The following is a 15,030-nucleotide window of genomic DNA, read 5'->3' as shown; positions in this document are numbered from 1 at the left end:
CGGCTCGGCTCCCCCTCGGCCCTTACAGCAGTCGCGGCTGCTCAGGGCCCGAACGGTCCTGGGGGACCATCCCGAATGGACTGAAAAGCCCTTGGTCCACATCGGCCAGCAGGGGCGAGCCCGTGCCCGTGTGGCTCACGTAGGCGAGATCCCGCGTGCGACCGAGCGCGACGTACAGCGCGCGGCGGGCGGCAGCCGTGTTCGGCCAGTCCTCGGCGGTCACCCCGGTGAGGCACACCACCCGGAACTCGCCTTCGGCCGCTTCGGCGACGGACACGCCGTCAGGGCCGATCACGGCGAACTCCTCGGGGGCGACGCCGAGCTCGGCGAGGCGGTCGGTGAGGTCCTCGACGAAGCGCTTCTCGTCGTCGGCGTCGATCGCGAAGTACCGGCCGATCCCGGAGCCTTCGAGCGCGGGGCGCTCGGGCTGCACGAGCCGGCCGGGCACGCGGCTGATCGGCTCGATCACCTGCGACGCGGCGACGAGCACGGCGGCCGGGCTGCGGTGGTTGCGCGAGAGGCGCATGACGTGCGCCTGCGGGAACTGCTCGCCGAAGGCCGCGAACGCGGCGGGCTCGCCGTTGACCAGCGCCGAGTCGGGGTCGCCGGTGGCGGTGATGTCCGCTTCGCTGCCGCGGTGCTCGGTGACCTGGCGGAACAGTCGCATCGGCATGCGCGGGAGGTCGTCGATGAAGACGTGCCCGAGCTCGGGCGGGCTCGCTGCGGCGAAGTCGTCGAACTCGGCGACGGTGATCGAGGCGGCCTCGCGGCCGATGAGCGCGCCCAGTTCGCGGCGGATGCGGGCGGCTCCGGTCCCGGAGGCGGCGAGGACCAGGCACTGGCGGGCGGGCACGCCCAGCTCCTGCACGAGGTAGGCGACGCGGCGGATGAGCAGGTGCGTCTTGCCGGTCCCGGGGGAGGCGTTGATGAGCAGGGGGCCGCGGCCGGCGGAGGCTGCGACGCGCTGCATGGCGTCCAGGGAGTCGAGCAGGCCCGCGCCGACCTCGTCCATGCCCGTGAGCAGGGGCGCGGACTCCAGCCAGGGGTCGGGCGTCCGGGTCGTCAACGCCGGTTCGGGCATCGGCACTGCCTCGCGGACGTACCTGGAGTGGTGGGACCGCTGCGCGCGGCGGCGCCGCTCGGCGGTGGTCCGCATGCCCGCGGAGAGCTCGAACAGCGGGGACGCCACCTGCGGTTGCTTGCGTTCATCAGGACGGCGCACCTATGCATCCTCGCAGACAGACGGCACGTACCCCGAAGCGGCTCCCGCCCCGGCGGGTCGCATCCCCGAATCCGAGACACCCTCGGCTCGCGAGGACCTTCCGCAGGCCCGCGCCTTGGGCCGCGAAGTCTTCTCGCCTAGCGGCGGCCCGAGCCGGGCGCCGCGCGCTCCCGAAGACGACTCGCATTCGCGCACTCCGAGGCCGACGCCGCGAGCCGTCGACTCCGATGCGTGTCGGACCCTTGGCGTACGGTCATGGATAGGGGACCTCCGGGCGGACAAATCCGGAATATCCGCTTTCATATTCAGCGGCTCCGCAGGATCGAGCACCGCGTAGCGCCGAGACCGGTCCATGCGCCTCGGCCTCATCCGCCCGCGAACGGCGGCAGCACCTCCACCGTCACTCCCGCCGGGAGCACGGTCGCGGGGTCCTTCGCGGCGAGGCCGTCAACCAGCAAGGTCGAGGCGGACAGCACCTTGTCGAGCACCGGGCCGTGCCGCTTCGCGAGCACGGCCTGCAACTCGGCGACGTCAGCAGCGGTGACCTGCTCTTCGCCGATCCCCGCGGCCGCTTTCGCGCCCGCGAAGTACCGCACCGTCACCACGCTCACCCTCCGATCGCCGACATCGGGCGGGCCGGCTGCAGGAACGACGGGTCGTCGATCCCGTGGCCGGGCAGCTTGCCCCACATGGCCTCGCGCCAGCGCGCGCCGATCTCGGCGTCCGACGCGCCGTCGCGCAGGAGGCCGCGCAGGTCGGTCTCGCCGCGCGCGAACAGGCAGTTGCGCACCTGGCCGTCGGCGGTGAGGCGGGTGCGGTCGCAGTCGCCGCAGAACGGGCGGGTGACCGAGCCGATGACGCCCACCTTCGCGGGGCCGCCGTCGACCAGCCAGGTCTCGGCCGGGGCCGAGCCGCGGTGGGCCGGGTCGGGGACCAGGTCGAACTCGGCTTTGAGGGCTTCGAGGATCTCGGCGGCGGTGACCATCTCGTCCCGGCGCCACACGCCCGCGGCGTCGAGCGGCATCTGCTCGATGAACCGCAGCTGGTAGCCGTGGGCGACGGCGAAGCGCAGGAGGGCGGGGGCCTCGGCGTCGTTGATGCCCCGCATGAGCACGGTGTTGAGCTTGACGGGGGCGAGGCCGGAGGCGGCGGCGCCTTCGATGCCGCGGAGGGTGGCTTCGAGGCGGTCGCGCTTGGCGAGCTCCTTGAACGTGCCGGGGTCGAGGGTGTCGAGGGAGACGTTGACGCGGTCGAGTCCGGCCGCCACGAGCGGGGCGGCGAGGCGTTCGAGGCCGATCGCGTTGGTGGTCAGGGAGATCTCGGGGCGCGGTTCGAGGGCCGCGGCGGCGGTGACGATGTCGACCAGGCCGGGGCGCAGGAGGGGCTCGCCGCCGGTGAACCGCACCTCGTTGACGCCGAGGTCGCGGACGGCGATGCCGACGAGGCGCGAGACCTCCGCATCGGTGAGCAGCTCGGGTTTGGGCAGCCAGGGGAGCCCGGCCTCGGGCATGCAGTACGTGCAGCGCAGGTTGCACCGGTCGGTGAGGGAGACGCGCAGGTCGGTGGCGGTGCGGCCGTGCCGGTCACGCAGGCCGAGTGCAGGCGACGGCGTGTTCGCGGTCCCCTGGGTCGGAGTCGGTGCTGCCATGCGTCGAGCCTAGTTCGTCAATATGACAGTTTCGTAAAGTGAGACACGTTTCCCATCAAATGGTCGCGGTACGTCCGCCCGAACAGGGTGGTGTGGACCAGCAGCGGGAACAGGTGGTGGAGCGGGGTCCGCTCCTCCCATTCGGCTTCAAGTGCGTGGACCTCGGTGTACCCGGCGATGACGGCGTCGAACATCGGCAGGCCGCCCCACAGGCGCAGGTTCGCCAGGTCGGTCTCGCGGTGGCCGCCGTGCGCGGCCGGGTCGATGAGCCAGGCCCGCTCGGCGCCCCAGTGCACGTTGCCCCACCACAGGTCGCCGTGGGTGCGCGCGGGCGGCTCCTCCGGCCCGGCGAGTGCGGGGAGCTTCGCGGCCAGGGCCTCGATGGCGGTGACATCCGCGGCGTCGAGTGCGCCGTTGTCGCGGGAGGGCTTGAGGTACGGCTCGATGCGCTTGGCGGCGTACCACTCGGCCCAGGTCGCGCCGGCCTCGCCGTTGTCCATGAAGGTCTCGCCGATGTAGCCGTTCCAGGGCGCGCCGAAGCGGTCCGCGCCGGCGCCGTGCATGGCCGCGAGTTCGCGGCCCAGCTGCTCGGCGTGCACGCGGGTCGGCGCGGCCGGCTCGATCCAGGGTTCGACGAGCAGCCGGTCGTCGGCGTAGAGGAGCTCGACGGCGGCGGGCGTGGCCTCGCGCAGCCACCGCAGGCCGTTCGCCTCGGCGGCGAGGTAGTCGGCGGGGGCGTGCTCGGTGAGCTTGGCGAACAGGTGCGAGCCGTCGTCGAACGTGAGGCGCTGCGCGCTCGCCCGGAACGGGCTCGGCTCGGCGAGCGGCTCCGCGAAGTCGTTCGCCCGCACCGGGGTGGTGCGCACCCGCTGGTGCTCGATGAGCTCGGGCAGCAGGCGAAGGCGTTCGAGGTCGGGGGCTTGTTCCACAAAGCCAATGTAGCTGAAGGCGATCGGCGGACCGGGCATGCAAAACTCTTCGTGTTGGAACCCCTTTGCTCTGGAGGCACCATGCGCCGCACTGCCCGCTGGCTCACCGCCGTCAACACCATCAGCGCTCCACGCGTCTCGTCCCAGCGCTCCCGGGTGGACGCCGTGTTCGACCGGATGGTCCACCGCGCCGAGCACCAGGCCGAGGCCGACTCCGGCGTGGCCCGCGAGTTCGTCGACTCCTACCGGTTCCTGATGCGCGAGGTCGCCAAGCAGGACACGCTCTCCGTGGTGGGCTGGCAGGGCTTCATCGACGACCTGACCCGCCGCATGACCAACCACCTGCGGGTCGAGCGGCTCATCACCGAGTACCCCGAGATCGCCCGCGAGCCGATCGAGCGCCCCATCGTGGTCGTCGGCCTCCCGCGCACGGCCACCACCGTCACCCACAAGATCCTCATCCAGCCCGAGGGCAACCGGGCCCCGCTCATGTGGGAGCTCATGAACACCCACCGCGGCGACATCGACCCGAAGCTGCGCGACAAGCTCATCAAGGACGCCCAGACGATGGCGTCCCTCGCGAGCAAGGCCTCCCCGGTGTGGGACCTCATCCACCCGATGAACGCGCTGCAGCCCGAGGAGTGCGTGTTCGCGCTGCCCCACGGGTACCAGTTCATCACCCGCGCGACCATGCCCGCCTACCGCCGCTGGGTCGACGAGCGCGACTACACGGAGGACTACGAGCACCTCAAGCGCGTGCTGCAGGTGCTGCAGTGGCACCAGCCGCGGCGGCGCTGGGTCCTCAAGTCCCCGTTCCACCTGTTCAACCTCGACGTGCTCCTCAAGGTCTTCGGGGACGCCCAGATCGTGTGGATGCACCGCGACCCCTCCACCGTCATGGGCTCCTGGTGCTCCCTTGTGGAGACCGGGCGGGCGCTGCACCACCGCACGTACGACCCCTCGAAGATCGGCCCGGAATGGCTCGACATCTTCGGCAAGGGCGTGTCCAAGGCGCGCGGGGTGCGATCGGCGGCCTCGCGTGAGCGATTCGTCGACGTGCCGTACCACACCTTCACGGCCGACCCCCACGGTCTGATGCCGAAGCTGTTCGCGCAGCTCGGCATGGAGTGGACCGACGCGGAGGAGTCCAACCTCGAGCAGGTCCTGGCCCGCCCGGGCATGCGCCGCAGCCACGAGTACCACCTCTCGCGCTACGGCATCGAGCTCGACGACGTCGAGGAGGCGTTCGGCGACTACGGCCGCCTCGGCTTCTAGCCCTTGCATTGAACGACGCGAGGCCGGTCCGAATCGGACCGGCCTCGCTCTGCTTGAAGCGCCTGCTCAGCGGCGCTCGTTCAGGAAATGTCGTACCCGGACGCTACTTTGGAATCGGTCGGGCGGAGCGCCATGCGGGTGGTGCTCCACCCGACCGGCCGAAGCCTTGCGGCCCAACTGCATACGGGGGTGGTGCTAGCCGAGCTTTTAACCGAGCTTTTCAACCACGAAGTCGATCGCCTCGGTCAGCTTGGCCGTGTCCGAGGGGTCCACGGCCGGGTAGGTCGCGATGCGCAGCTGATTGCGGCCCAGCTTCCGGTACGGCTCGGTGTCGACGATGCCGTTGGCGCGCAGCACCTTCGCGATCTCGGCCGCGTCCACGCCCTCGAAGTCGATCGTGGCGACCACGTTCGAGCGCAGGGCGGGGTCGGTCACGAACGGGTCCGCGAACGAGCGGGCGTCGGCCCAGGAGTAGACGGCCCCGGCCGACTCGGCGCAGCGCTTCGCGGCGGCGTCAAGGCCGCCCGCGGCGTTGAGCGCGTCGACCTGCTCGGCGGCGAGCACGACCGTGGCGACCGCGGGGGTGTTGTACGTCTGGTCCTTGCGCGAGTTGTCGATCGCGGTCTTCAGGTCCAGGAACGCCGGGATGTAGCGGCCGGAGGCGGCGATGCGCTCGGCGCGCTCGATCGCGGCCGGGCTCAGGATCGCGATCCACAGGCCGCCGTCGGAGGCCAGGCCCTTCTGCGGCGCGAAGTAGTAGCAGTCGGTCTCGGTGAGGTCCACCGGGAGGCCGGCCGCGGCCGAGGTCGCGTCGTGGAGCATGAGCGCGCCCTCGTGGGCGACGCGCTTGACGTCCACGGCGACACCGGTGGAGGTCTCGTTGTGCGGGGTCGCGTAGGCGTCGACGCCGTCCTCGAAGGAGAGGTACGCGGCGGTGCCCGGGTCGGCGGTGACGATCGTCGGCTCGCCCAGGTGCGGGGCGATCTTGATGGCCTTGGCGAACTTCGAACCGAACTCGCCGAAGCTGGCGGCCTGCGCGCGGTCTTCGACGAGGCCGAACACGGCGACCTCCCAGAACGCGGTCGCGCCGCCCACTCCCAGGACGACCTCGTAGCCGTCAGGCAGCGAGAAGAACTCGCCCAGGCCGGCGCGGAGGCGCCCGACCTCGGACTTGACCGCCTTCTGGCGGTGCGAGGTGCCCATGACGGACCTGCCCAGACCGGACAGCGCGCTCATCGCATCGGCCGGCACCTTGGAAGGGCCGGAGCCGAAGCGCCCGTCGGCGGGCAGCAGCTCTGCGGGGATGGTGATCGGGTCGGTCACTGTCGGCTCCGTTCTGGTCGGTCCTCACCGAACTCTGGCATCCCGGCCCGCCCGTGGAAAGGGCGTTCCCGGCTGCTGGACTGATCGGCGTGGCAGTCGCGGTCATGCTACGCGCCGCGAGCGCCTCGCCGAGCGCTGCCCCGAGCCTTGTCGCGGTCGTCCCAGAACGTGAGCGCCGTGCTTCTACGGCAGGGCGCGAACGCAATTTCGACCGATAGGCTTGCAAATGTCGGCACCATGCAACCCAACCGCATCACTGGTCGCACGGGGCCGGTGCGATGCCGGTCGGTAAGCGCGATGGAGCCGCGAATGCGCCACTCCCAGAATGGAAAGAGACGCATTCGGGTACTTGCGCGTGGGCGCGATTCGGGCATGATTGCAAGCGGGCCGTCACTTCGGGAGCCTCTCGCACGGGGCGCGCCGGTCGCGATTGCAGTTGCCGAATCGCCGCCATTCTCGCCATGAGCGGATCGCCGCCAGGGAACGGGCGCAATCCTCTGATCGGAAAGGTGCGGAGCATTGAGCGATCATGTCGGCACTGCTATGCCACTGCGGCGATTGACCGTCCTGAACCCTGGGGCCGTCGGCGTCGAGACCGCGGCGGGCCCGCACGTCCGCGATCGGGTCGTGGAGCCGTGAACCCGCGGCACTGGGGGACCGATCGCGCCGACGAGCTGCGGGCGTGCCCGGGGTCGCGGTTCGCGCCCGACCCCGTCGAGCGGTGGCTGCGCGCGATCGAGATCGACGCCCCGGTCGCGGTGGTCTTCCGCTGGCTGTGCCAGATGCGCGTGGCCCCTTACAGCTACGACCTGCTCGACAACCGGGGCCGGCGCAGCCCTCGGCGCCTCACCCCGGGGGTCGAGGAACTGCAGGCCGGGCAGGAGTTCATGACGATCTTCACGCTCGTCGACTACCAGCGGGACGCGTACCTGACGTTGGAGATGACCTCCGAGCGCGGCCTGCGCGCGTTCGGGCCGTTCATCGTCGTCTACGACGTCGAGCCGCTGGCCGGGGGGCGTACGCGTCTGCGGGCGACGCTCCTGGTGGGCGACAAGGCGAAAGACGGGGCGATCGACGCGGCCCGCCGCCGCGTGCTCGCCTGGGGCGACCTGGCCATGATGCGGCGGCAGCTGCTCACCTTCAAAGCGCTCGCCGAAGGCGGCCCGCGCTAGGGAACGGCAGGCCGCTCCGGCTGCGAGGCGCCGATGCAGGCCCGCGTGGAGACCTGGGATTCGCCGCCCGGCTCAGTACTGCGTGGGCGGAGCCGTCGGTCGCGCTCGGCTTCGCAGGCGGACCTGGCGCTTCCGGCGGCGTCGCGCAGTTTGAAAAACCTCGGCTCTAGGCCTGCGTCCAGCCCGCGGGCGGTTCGCCGCCCGGTTCGACCCCGGCCGTCCACAGTTCACCGTCGGAGGCGACGGCCCACAGCCGCAGCGCCCCGTCGGAACCGAACGCCGCCGCAGGGCGCTTCACCACGGTGATGTCGCCGCGCGTCCACGGCCGCGAGAGCAGCCCGAACCGCCCAGGGCCGGCCTCCAGGTCGGGCAGTTCGAGCATGAGCACCGCGGGCGCCCCGGTCCCGTCGTCGCAGGCCACCGCCAGCGCGCCTTCGGGGCCGATCACGAGCGACGGCGGGAGCACGCCGCCTTCGAGCGGCACGCGCACGCCCGTCCAGGTCTCCCGGCGTCCGAAGTGGAGTGCGACGTCGCTGCACCCGGCGACGCGCGAGGCGAGCACGGTCCGCCCGTCCGGCACCTGCACCGCGGTGACGGCGGTGGCGGGCAGGAACGGCAGGTCGTCGGGGCCGGGCAGGTCGAGCATGCGGGCGGTCCAGGCGGTCCCGTCGCCTTCCCAGGCGGCCACGTTGTCGGGGGTGGCTGCGATGATCGTGAAGGCGCCGTCGGCGGCGAGCGCGGCGGGGGCGTCGTGCACGGCCGGCCCGTCGAGCCGGGTCCACGCGGTCCATTCGCCGCCTTCGCGGCGCACCCGCACCGCGAGGCCGCCTTCGGGGTCGCGCACGCAGGCGAGCGCGGTGCGGCCGTCGTCCGCGGCGGCGACCTGGCCCACGATGCGGGCGCCCGGGCCGGTCCCGGCCGGGTTCCCGAGGAGCTGCCACTGGCCGGAGACCAGGTCGTAGCAGTGCACGTCGCGCACGTGGGTGGCCGGATCGTGGGTGTGCTCGGCGCTGATCGCATAGAGCTTCGTGCCGGCCCGGTCGAGCGAGGGGAGCATGGTGTCGGGGCCGCCGAGGTTCTCCCAGCCGTCGTCGCCGAGGACCTGGAGCGTGTTGTCCCGCACGGTGATCGGGCGGATGCGGCCGTCGGTCTCGGCGGCGGCCACCGCCGCGGTGTAGCGCGGGTGGGTGGCGTGCCCGTAGGTGGAGCCCGCGCCGGGCCCGGCGATGAGCCGGTCGCCGCAGCCGCTCGGGAGGCCGCAGTCGGCGCCGTCGTTCCAGGAGTAGGCGTCGAGCGCCCGGCCCTTGGGTTCGAGGTCGGCCGTGCCGAGGTTGCCGGGCCAGCGGCGGTTGTAGTAGCCGCGCCAGGCCTCGGTGCTGCGGGCGCCGCCCCATGCGCGCACGGCCTCCCAGGCGAAGAGCGCGGCGGCGGTGTGGTCGATGTGGTCGGAGTAGCCGGGCTGCTCGGCGCCGAGCCGGTCGCCGCTGATCGGGTCGGGGTCGGGGTCGAGGGTGTTGACCACGGCCGGGCGGTACCGGTCCAGCAGCTCCAGGAGCGTGGCCTGCACCGTGGCGCGGTCCACCGTGGACTCCGCGGTGAGCGGCGAGTCCGTCGGCGGCAGGACCAGGGAGTCGTCGAGCCGGCCCTCCCACAGGGCCAGGAGCCGCGTGAACTCCCCGGTGATGCGCCCGAGGTTCGTCCACAGTGAGCAGAAGACGACGTGCACTTGCGGCTTGTCGCGGAGGACGCAGAGTTCGACGTCCTGACCGGAGTCGAGCGAGGCGAGGTGGCGGTCCCAGGGCGCGTCGGCGTCGCCGAGGGCCAGGAGGGCGTAGGCGCGGCGCAGGCCGTTGTCGCGGGCGGCGGCGTACCCGGCGAAGTCGGCGGGCGCGGCGGCCTCCCAGGAGTTGCGCCCGTCCGCCTCGCCGGCGGTGAGGACGACGGTGCAGAGGCCGGCGCCGTCGTCGAGGACGCGGGCGACGCGGGGGTTGATGAAGTAGAGGCAGTCGTCGGGGTGGGCGACGATCTGCATGTGGACCGGGCCGCTGCGCTCCGGCTCGGGGAAGGCGCTCGCTGTGGCGGCCTCGCGCACCCCCCGGGCGCCCGCGGCGCCGGGGGCGCCCCCGGCCCGCCCGGCGACGCCGCCGACCAGGAGGTCGCGGCGGCGCAGCGGCAGGGGCCGGGGGGAGGGCATGGCGCGTCCCGTTCGGATGGTGCGGGTGTTCGATCGGTCCGGCGGCGGAGGAGCCTCGCCGCGACCGAACGATCGTATCCCGTACGCGCCCATATGAGACGAGTCCTCAGTAGCGTGCACGAAAAAGCGGCCCGCGTCACCTCTCGGGTGGCGCGGGCCGCTTGCGAGCTTCGGCTACTGCCAGCCCTCGACCTCTTCGGGCTTGCGGGGGCCGGGGCCGACGTAGGTCGCGGAGGGGCGCACGATCCGGCCGAGCTTCTTCTGCTCGAGGATGTGGGCGCTCCAGCCGGCCACGCGGGCGCAGGTGAAGATCGGCGTGAACAGCTCGGCGGGGACCTCGGCGAAGTCGAGGAGCACCGCCGACCAGAACTCGACGTTGGTGGCGAGGACGCGGTCGGGCTTGCGGGCCCGCAGCTCGGCCAGTGCGGCCGACTCGAGCGCCTCGGCGACCTCGTAGCGCGGGGCGCCGAGTTCCTTGGCGGCGGCGCGCAGCACGCGGGAGCGGGGGTCCTCGGCGCGGTAGACGCGGTGGCCGAAGCCCATGAGGCGCTCGCCGGAGTCGAGGAGGTTCTTGACGTAGCCCTCCGCGTCGCCGGACTTCTCGACGCCCTCGATCATGTGGAGCACGCGCGAGGGGGCGCCGCCGTGGAGCGGGCCGGAGAGGGCGCCGATGCCGGAGGAGATGGCGGCGGCGGCGTCGGCGCCGGTGGAGGCGACGACGCGGGAGGTGAAGGTGGAGGCGTTCATGCCGTGCTCGGCGGCCGACATCAGGTAGGTGTCGACGGCCTTGACGTGGGCGGGGTCGGGCTCGCCGCGCCAGCGGCGCATGAAGCGCTCGGTGATGGTGCCGGCCTTGTCGATCTCCGACTGGGGCACGGCGGGGCGGCCGGAGCCGCGGGCCGACTGGGCGATGAACGACAGCGTGGTGACCGACACGCGGGCGAGATCGTCCCGGGCGGTCTCGTCGTCGATGTCGAGCAGCGGCTGGAGGCCCCAGTACGGGGCGAGCATGGCGACCGCGGCCTGGGCGTCGACGCGGGTGTCGCCGGAGGAGACGGGCACGGGCACGGGCTCGGCGGCGGGCAGGCCGTTGCCGAACTTGCCGTCGACGAGGAGGCCCCATACGTCGCCGTAGGTGCTCTGGCCGACCAGGTCCTGGATATCGACACCGCGGTAGCGGAGCGATCCACCCTCTTTGTCAGGCTCGGCGATCTCGGTTTCGAAGGCGATGACGCCCTCGAGGCCGGGCTTGAACTCAGACATCGTTGTACTCCTGAGTGTGTTGTCCCTGTGGTTGCCGACCGGGGGCTTCCGGGAGGCGACGGTTCGTAGTTATCTGGAAATGGTGCCTCAATGCGGGGGCCGACGGAAGTGGCCACGGGCCGAGGGTGATCCTCATCGGCGGTACAGGAGGTGCGCAAAATATGAGACAAGCATCGTGAGGGTAGTGGTTTGACCGGTTATGACGGTTTCTTTCGGAGGGTTCCGCTAATGTGTCTTGTTGGTTTCAATGGTTCTCTGCGATCTCGCCCACATCGATACGCGTGCCGCAGGTCATTGGACATGAGCTAACGTCAAAGCACATCCCGCCCACCGATAACGACACGGAGGTACCCCCTATGGCGCTGTCCGGCGAGCAATGGGTGATCGCCTACAACGACCACGAGGCCACCATCGTCGCTGTCGGCGGTGGAGTGCGCTCGTACTCCTACCGCGGCCGACCGATCGTGATGTCCTACGGGGACGAAGAACTCGCGCCCGGCTGGTCGGGCCACATGCTGGCCCCCTGGCCCAACCGGGTGCGCGACGGCAAGTACAGCTACGACGGCACCGACTACCAGCTCCCGGTCAACGAGATCGAGACGAACACCTCGCTCCACGGCTTCGTGGCCTGGGCCGAGTGGAACGCCGTAGACGTCACCGAGACCTCGGTCACCCTCGAATGCCGTCTGCCCGCGCGCCTCGGCTACCCCTGGACCCTGCACCTGCGCACCCGCTGGTCGATCGGGCCCGGCGGCCTGCGCGCCGCGCACACCGTCTCCAACCCCGGGCACAAGACCGCGCCGTTCGGCTTCGGCACCCACTCCTACCTCATCCCCGGCTCGCTCGAGCGGATCGACGAGGCGACCCTGCACGTCCCGGCCGCCAAGAAGCTCAAGCTCGACAAGCAGAGCATCCCGGTCGGCTCCGGCGAAGCGGACTTCGGCGACCCGACGGTCCTCAAGGACCTGGTGATCGACGACTGCTACGGCGAACTCAAGCGCGGCTCCGACGGGAAGGCCGAAGTGCGGCTGGCCGACCCCGTTTCGGGCCAGGCGGTCACGGTGTGGATGGACGAGTCCTTCCCCTGGGTCCACATCTACACGGCGGACGGCCTCGACGGGGAGCGCAAGCGCGGCTCCGTCGCGATCGAGCCGACCACCTGCCCGCCGAACGCCCTCGCCACCGGCGAGGACCTGGTCGAGCTCTCCCCGAGCGAGGCCTGGTTCGGCGTCTGGGGCATTCGCCCCGAATAGGCGAAGCAACGCGAAACGAGGGACCGTCCCGGTCGGGACGGTCCCTCGTCGCGTTCGAGGAACCCTCGCGGACGACACGCCGAGTTATCCACAGGCGACAAGCGAGGCTCGATCACCTTGCGCTCCATCAGTGTCCGAAAAATCCGATAAGCCGGAAGTTATCCACAGTTCAGCAATTGCACCTTGCCGACCCGTCCGAATCCCGGTCATGGTTACTCCAAGGCACGCGAACATCACTGAACGTAGGAGCAACCATGGCCGCGACACTCGACCGCACCACGATCACCGCCGCAGAATCCCTCCTCGTCACCACCGACGACCGCCTCGTCGAAGCCATCGCCCCACTCGCCGCCACCGCCGGCCACCCGCTCCGCCGCATCCGCCACCCCCGCGACGCCGAAGGCCACTGGCAGCGCGCCCCCATCGTCCTCGTCGGCCCCGACCTCGCCCCCGAATGCATCGCCTGCGACTTCCCGCCCCGCGAACCACTCCTCCTGTGCACCACCATGTCCTGGCTCGGCGGCGACACCGACGACACCTCCCTCCTGTGGCCCATGGCCATCCAGATGCAGGCCACCGGCGTCGTCGCCCTCCCCGACGCCGACGACTTCCTCACCAACCTCCTCACCCGCACCGCCCTCGGCGCCGAACCCGCGCCCGTCATCGCCACCGTCGCCGGCCACGGCGGCGCAGGCGCCTCCACCCTCGCCCTCGCCGCCGCCACCGACGCCGCCCACAGCGGCCGCACGACCGTCCTCATCGACCTCGACCACACCGGCGGCGGCATCGACACCGCCGCCGGCCTCGCCGCCCAACCCGGCTGGCGCTGGCCCTCCCTCGCGAACGGCACCGGCCCGCTCGACCCCGAACGCCTTCTCGGCGGCCTCCCCAAGCGCGGCGGCCTCCACCTGGTCGCCCCCGACCCGCGGAACCCCGCCGAAGTGAGCGCCGCCGCCTTCGACCGCGTCCTGCACGCCGCCCGCCTCGCCGCCGACCTCGTCGTCGTCGACCTGCCGCGCACCCGCACCCCCGCCGCCGCATCCGCGGCCGTGGCCGCCCGCTCGATCGCGGTCGCCCTCGGACCCGGCGCCCGCTCCTGGGAGGCCGCCCGCAGCGTCACCGCCGCCTACGGCCTCCACAGCGCCCATCTCGGCGTCGTCCTCCGCGGCGAGGCCCGCCCGAGCCCGGCGGACGGCCCACGCGAAGCCGACTGGCTCGAACCCCCGGTGTGGGGCACCGTCCCCACCGACCGCCGCCTCCCGGTCCTCCTGCGCCAAGGCCGCGTCCCCCGGGGCAGGGTCGGCCGCGGCATCCGCGACCTCACCACCGCACTCAGTGCGCCGCGCTCACGCGGCGAACTCGCCCTCCTCGGCTCCGCCCGGACCGGTGCGACCCGATGAACCTCGAACTCCTCGCCCGAGTCCGCCGCCAGCTCGCCGCCCAGACCCGGCCGGCCGCCGACCGCGGCAGGGCCCGCGGATCGACCAAGGCGGACGTCGTCCGGGCCCTCTGCGCGGCCGGAGCCGCACCGCCCGACCAGACCTCGCTGCTCCAGCTCTCGGCGGCCCTGAGCGACGACCTCATCGGCGCGGGCCCGCTCCAACCGCTGCTCGACGACTCGGAGGTCACCGATGTCGTCGTCAACGGCACCGGCGGCGTCTGGGCCGACCGCGGCGAGGGCCTGCAGCCCGTGAGCATTCGCCTCGGCGGCCCCGACGCGATCCGCGCCCTCGCCTGCCGCCTCGCCACCGCGGCAGGCAGGCGCCTCGACGCGGGAAGCCCGTATGCGGACGTGCGACTGCCCGACGGCACCCGCTTCCACGCCGTCCTCTCGCCGATCGCCACCGCAGGCCCGTACCTGTCGTTCCGCACGCACCGGTCCAAGGCGTTCACGCTCACCCAGCTCGTGGAGGCGGACACGCTCACCGCGGACATGGCGGACCTGCTGCTGCGCATAGTGAAAGCACGCCTGGCGTTTGTAGTCACCGGAGGCACGGGTACCGGAAAGACCACGCTGCTCGCGAGCCTGCTCTCCCAGGCCCCCAAAGAAGAACGCATCGTCATCGTCGAGGACGCCGCCGAACTCGCCCCCGACCACCCGCACACGCTCACCCTCGAATCGCGCCCGGCGAACATCGAGGGCGCGGGCGAGGTCGACCTGGCCGCGCTCGTCCGCCAGTCGCTGCGCATGCGCCCGGACCGCATCGTCGTCGGCGAATGCCGCGGCGCCGAGGTCATCGAGCTCCTCGGCGCCCTCAACACCGGCCACGAGGGCGGCGCCGGAACCCTGCATTGCAACGCCGCCGCCGACGCCCCCGCGAGGCTCGAGGCCCTCGCGCTGCCGCACGGCCTGCCGAGAGAAGGTCTCCACGCCCAGCTGGTGGCGGCCCTGCGAGTCATCATCCACCTGCGACGCAACGGCACCGGCCGCCAAGTGGCAGAAATAGCCCTCATCGAAACCGGCCCCACGAGAACCGAGCCTCTGACGGTCGTGACGGCTTGGACCCGCCACGGCCCAGGCCCGGGAGCAGGCGCCCTCGAACGCCTCCTGAGGGAGCGAGACGCATGAGCCGCAGCCTTACCGAGCCCGCAGCACCGGGACCGATGCCGTCACGCATGAACCACGCGACCGGCACGGCTGAACCGAGTCTGCGCATGCAGCCGAAGCGCCCAAGCCCGATCCGAGCCTCGCGCCCCGAACCTCGATCGTCCGCGCCGACCGCAACTCACGCGCCTTTCGGACCCGGAAGC

The 15,030-nt window shown here is 72.0% G+C and carries 12 protein-coding genes; 5 read left to right on the top strand and 7 right to left on the bottom strand.

What is annotated here, in order from left to right; translation table 11 throughout:
- Nucleotides 1-22: 22 nt before the first annotated feature.
- The 4 genes from O2L52_RS14665 to O2L52_RS14650 all read right to left on the bottom strand — a co-directional run bounded on the left by O2L52_RS14665 (nucleotide 23) and on the right by O2L52_RS14650 (nucleotide 3,799).
- Complete coding sequence (locus O2L52_RS14665) at nucleotides 23-1,222, bottom strand: UvrD-helicase domain-containing protein (protein ID WP_270116381.1); 1,200 nt, start codon at nucleotides 1,220-1,222, stop codon at nucleotides 23-25.
- Between the two features lie 365 nt (nucleotides 1,223-1,587).
- Nucleotides 1,588-1,833, bottom strand: coding sequence for a MoaD/ThiS family protein (locus O2L52_RS14660; RefSeq protein WP_270116380.1), 246 nt, complete (start codon nucleotides 1,831-1,833; stop codon nucleotides 1,588-1,590).
- Nucleotides 1,830-2,870 (bottom strand): GTP 3',8-cyclase MoaA, encoded by a 1,041-nt coding sequence (gene moaA / locus O2L52_RS14655; RefSeq protein ID WP_270116379.1) that lies wholly within the window; start codon nucleotides 2,868-2,870, stop codon nucleotides 1,830-1,832. Before moaA ends, O2L52_RS14660 begins: the two co-directional genes overlap by 4 nt.
- A gap of 17 nt (nucleotides 2,871-2,887) precedes the next feature.
- Nucleotides 2,888-3,799, bottom strand: coding sequence for a fructosamine kinase family protein (locus O2L52_RS14650; protein ID WP_270116378.1), 912 nt, complete (start codon nucleotides 3,797-3,799; stop codon nucleotides 2,888-2,890).
- 81 nt (nucleotides 3,800-3,880) lie between these two features.
- Between O2L52_RS14650 and O2L52_RS14645 the strand changes: the two genes are divergently transcribed.
- Nucleotides 3,881-5,074, top strand: coding sequence for a sulfotransferase family protein (locus O2L52_RS14645; protein ID WP_270116377.1), 1,194 nt, complete (start codon nucleotides 3,881-3,883; stop codon nucleotides 5,072-5,074).
- A gap of 207 nt (nucleotides 5,075-5,281) precedes the next feature.
- Here the strand turns inward: O2L52_RS14645 and serC are convergent, their stop codons facing one another.
- The gene (gene serC, locus O2L52_RS14640) at nucleotides 5,282-6,397 is read right to left on the bottom strand and encodes a phosphoserine transaminase (protein ID WP_270116376.1); all 1,116 of its coding nucleotides are present in this window, start codon (nucleotides 6,395-6,397) and stop codon (nucleotides 5,282-5,284) included.
- Between the two features lie 635 nt (nucleotides 6,398-7,032).
- On the opposite strand from serC, the gene O2L52_RS14635 reads away from it, so the two are divergent.
- Nucleotides 7,033-7,569 (top strand): hypothetical protein, encoded by a 537-nt coding sequence (locus tag O2L52_RS14635; protein WP_270116375.1) that lies wholly within the window; start codon nucleotides 7,033-7,035, stop codon nucleotides 7,567-7,569.
- A 166-nt stretch (nucleotides 7,570-7,735) separates the two neighbouring features.
- Here the strand turns inward: O2L52_RS14635 and O2L52_RS14630 are convergent, their stop codons facing one another.
- Nucleotides 7,736-9,763 (bottom strand): PIG-L family deacetylase, encoded by a 2,028-nt coding sequence (locus O2L52_RS14630; RefSeq protein WP_270116374.1) that lies wholly within the window; start codon nucleotides 9,761-9,763, stop codon nucleotides 7,736-7,738.
- 174 nt (nucleotides 9,764-9,937) lie between these two features.
- Nucleotides 9,938-11,026, bottom strand: a complete 1,089-nt coding sequence (locus tag O2L52_RS14625) for a citrate synthase 2 (protein ID WP_270116372.1) — start codon at nucleotides 11,024-11,026, stop codon at nucleotides 9,938-9,940.
- A gap of 356 nt (nucleotides 11,027-11,382) precedes the next feature.
- Here O2L52_RS14625 and O2L52_RS14620 point away from each other — a divergent pair, with 356 nt between their 5' ends.
- The 3 genes from O2L52_RS14620 to O2L52_RS14610 all read left to right on the top strand — a co-directional run bounded on the left by O2L52_RS14620 (nucleotide 11,383) and on the right by O2L52_RS14610 (nucleotide 14,848).
- Nucleotides 11,383-12,279: an aldose 1-epimerase family protein gene (locus tag O2L52_RS14620; protein ID WP_270116371.1), complete on the top strand. Its 897-nt coding sequence runs from the start codon at nucleotides 11,383-11,385 to the stop codon at nucleotides 12,277-12,279.
- Between the two features lie 254 nt (nucleotides 12,280-12,533).
- Complete coding sequence (ssd, locus tag O2L52_RS14615; RefSeq protein ID WP_270116369.1) at nucleotides 12,534-13,679, top strand: septum site-determining protein Ssd; 1,146 nt, start codon at nucleotides 12,534-12,536, stop codon at nucleotides 13,677-13,679.
- Nucleotides 13,676-14,848, top strand: a complete 1,173-nt coding sequence (locus tag O2L52_RS14610; protein ID WP_270116368.1) for a TadA family conjugal transfer-associated ATPase — start codon at nucleotides 13,676-13,678, stop codon at nucleotides 14,846-14,848. The genes ssd and O2L52_RS14610 overlap by 4 nt, the downstream gene beginning before the upstream one ends.
- Nucleotides 14,849-15,030: the final 182 nt, after the last annotated feature.

This window comes from Glycomyces algeriensis (assembly GCF_027622855.1).
Taxonomy (GTDB): Bacteria; Actinomycetota; Actinomycetes; order Mycobacteriales; family Micromonosporaceae; genus Glycomyces; species Glycomyces algeriensis.
The sequence above is the reverse complement of the archived record's forward strand: the minus strand, read 5'-3'. Positions and strand labels throughout refer to the sequence as shown.

What these genes read in the sequence shown, in the direction of transcription:
- O2L52_RS14645 (WP_270116377.1), top strand. Translation starts at nt 3,881, where the DNA reads ATGCGCCGCACTGCCCGCTGGCTCACCGCCGTCAACACCATCAGCGCT.
- O2L52_RS14630 (WP_270116374.1), bottom strand. Translation starts at nt 9,763, where the DNA reads ATGCCCTCCCCCCGGCCCCTGCCGCTGCGCCGCCGCGACCTCCTGGTC.
- ssd (WP_270116369.1), top strand. Translation starts at nt 12,534, where the DNA reads ATGGCCGCGACACTCGACCGCACCACGATCACCGCCGCAGAATCCCTC.
- O2L52_RS14610 (WP_270116368.1), top strand. Translation starts at nt 13,676, where the DNA reads ATGAACCTCGAACTCCTCGCCCGAGTCCGCCGCCAGCTCGCCGCCCAG.
- moaA (WP_270116379.1), bottom strand. Translation starts at nt 2,870, where the DNA reads ATGGCAGCACCGACTCCGACCCAGGGGACCGCGAACACGCCGTCGCCT.
- O2L52_RS14620 (WP_270116371.1), top strand. Translation starts at nt 11,383, where the DNA reads ATGGCGCTGTCCGGCGAGCAATGGGTGATCGCCTACAACGACCACGAG.
- O2L52_RS14625 (WP_270116372.1), bottom strand. Translation starts at nt 11,026, where the DNA reads ATGTCTGAGTTCAAGCCCGGCCTCGAGGGCGTCATCGCCTTCGAAACC.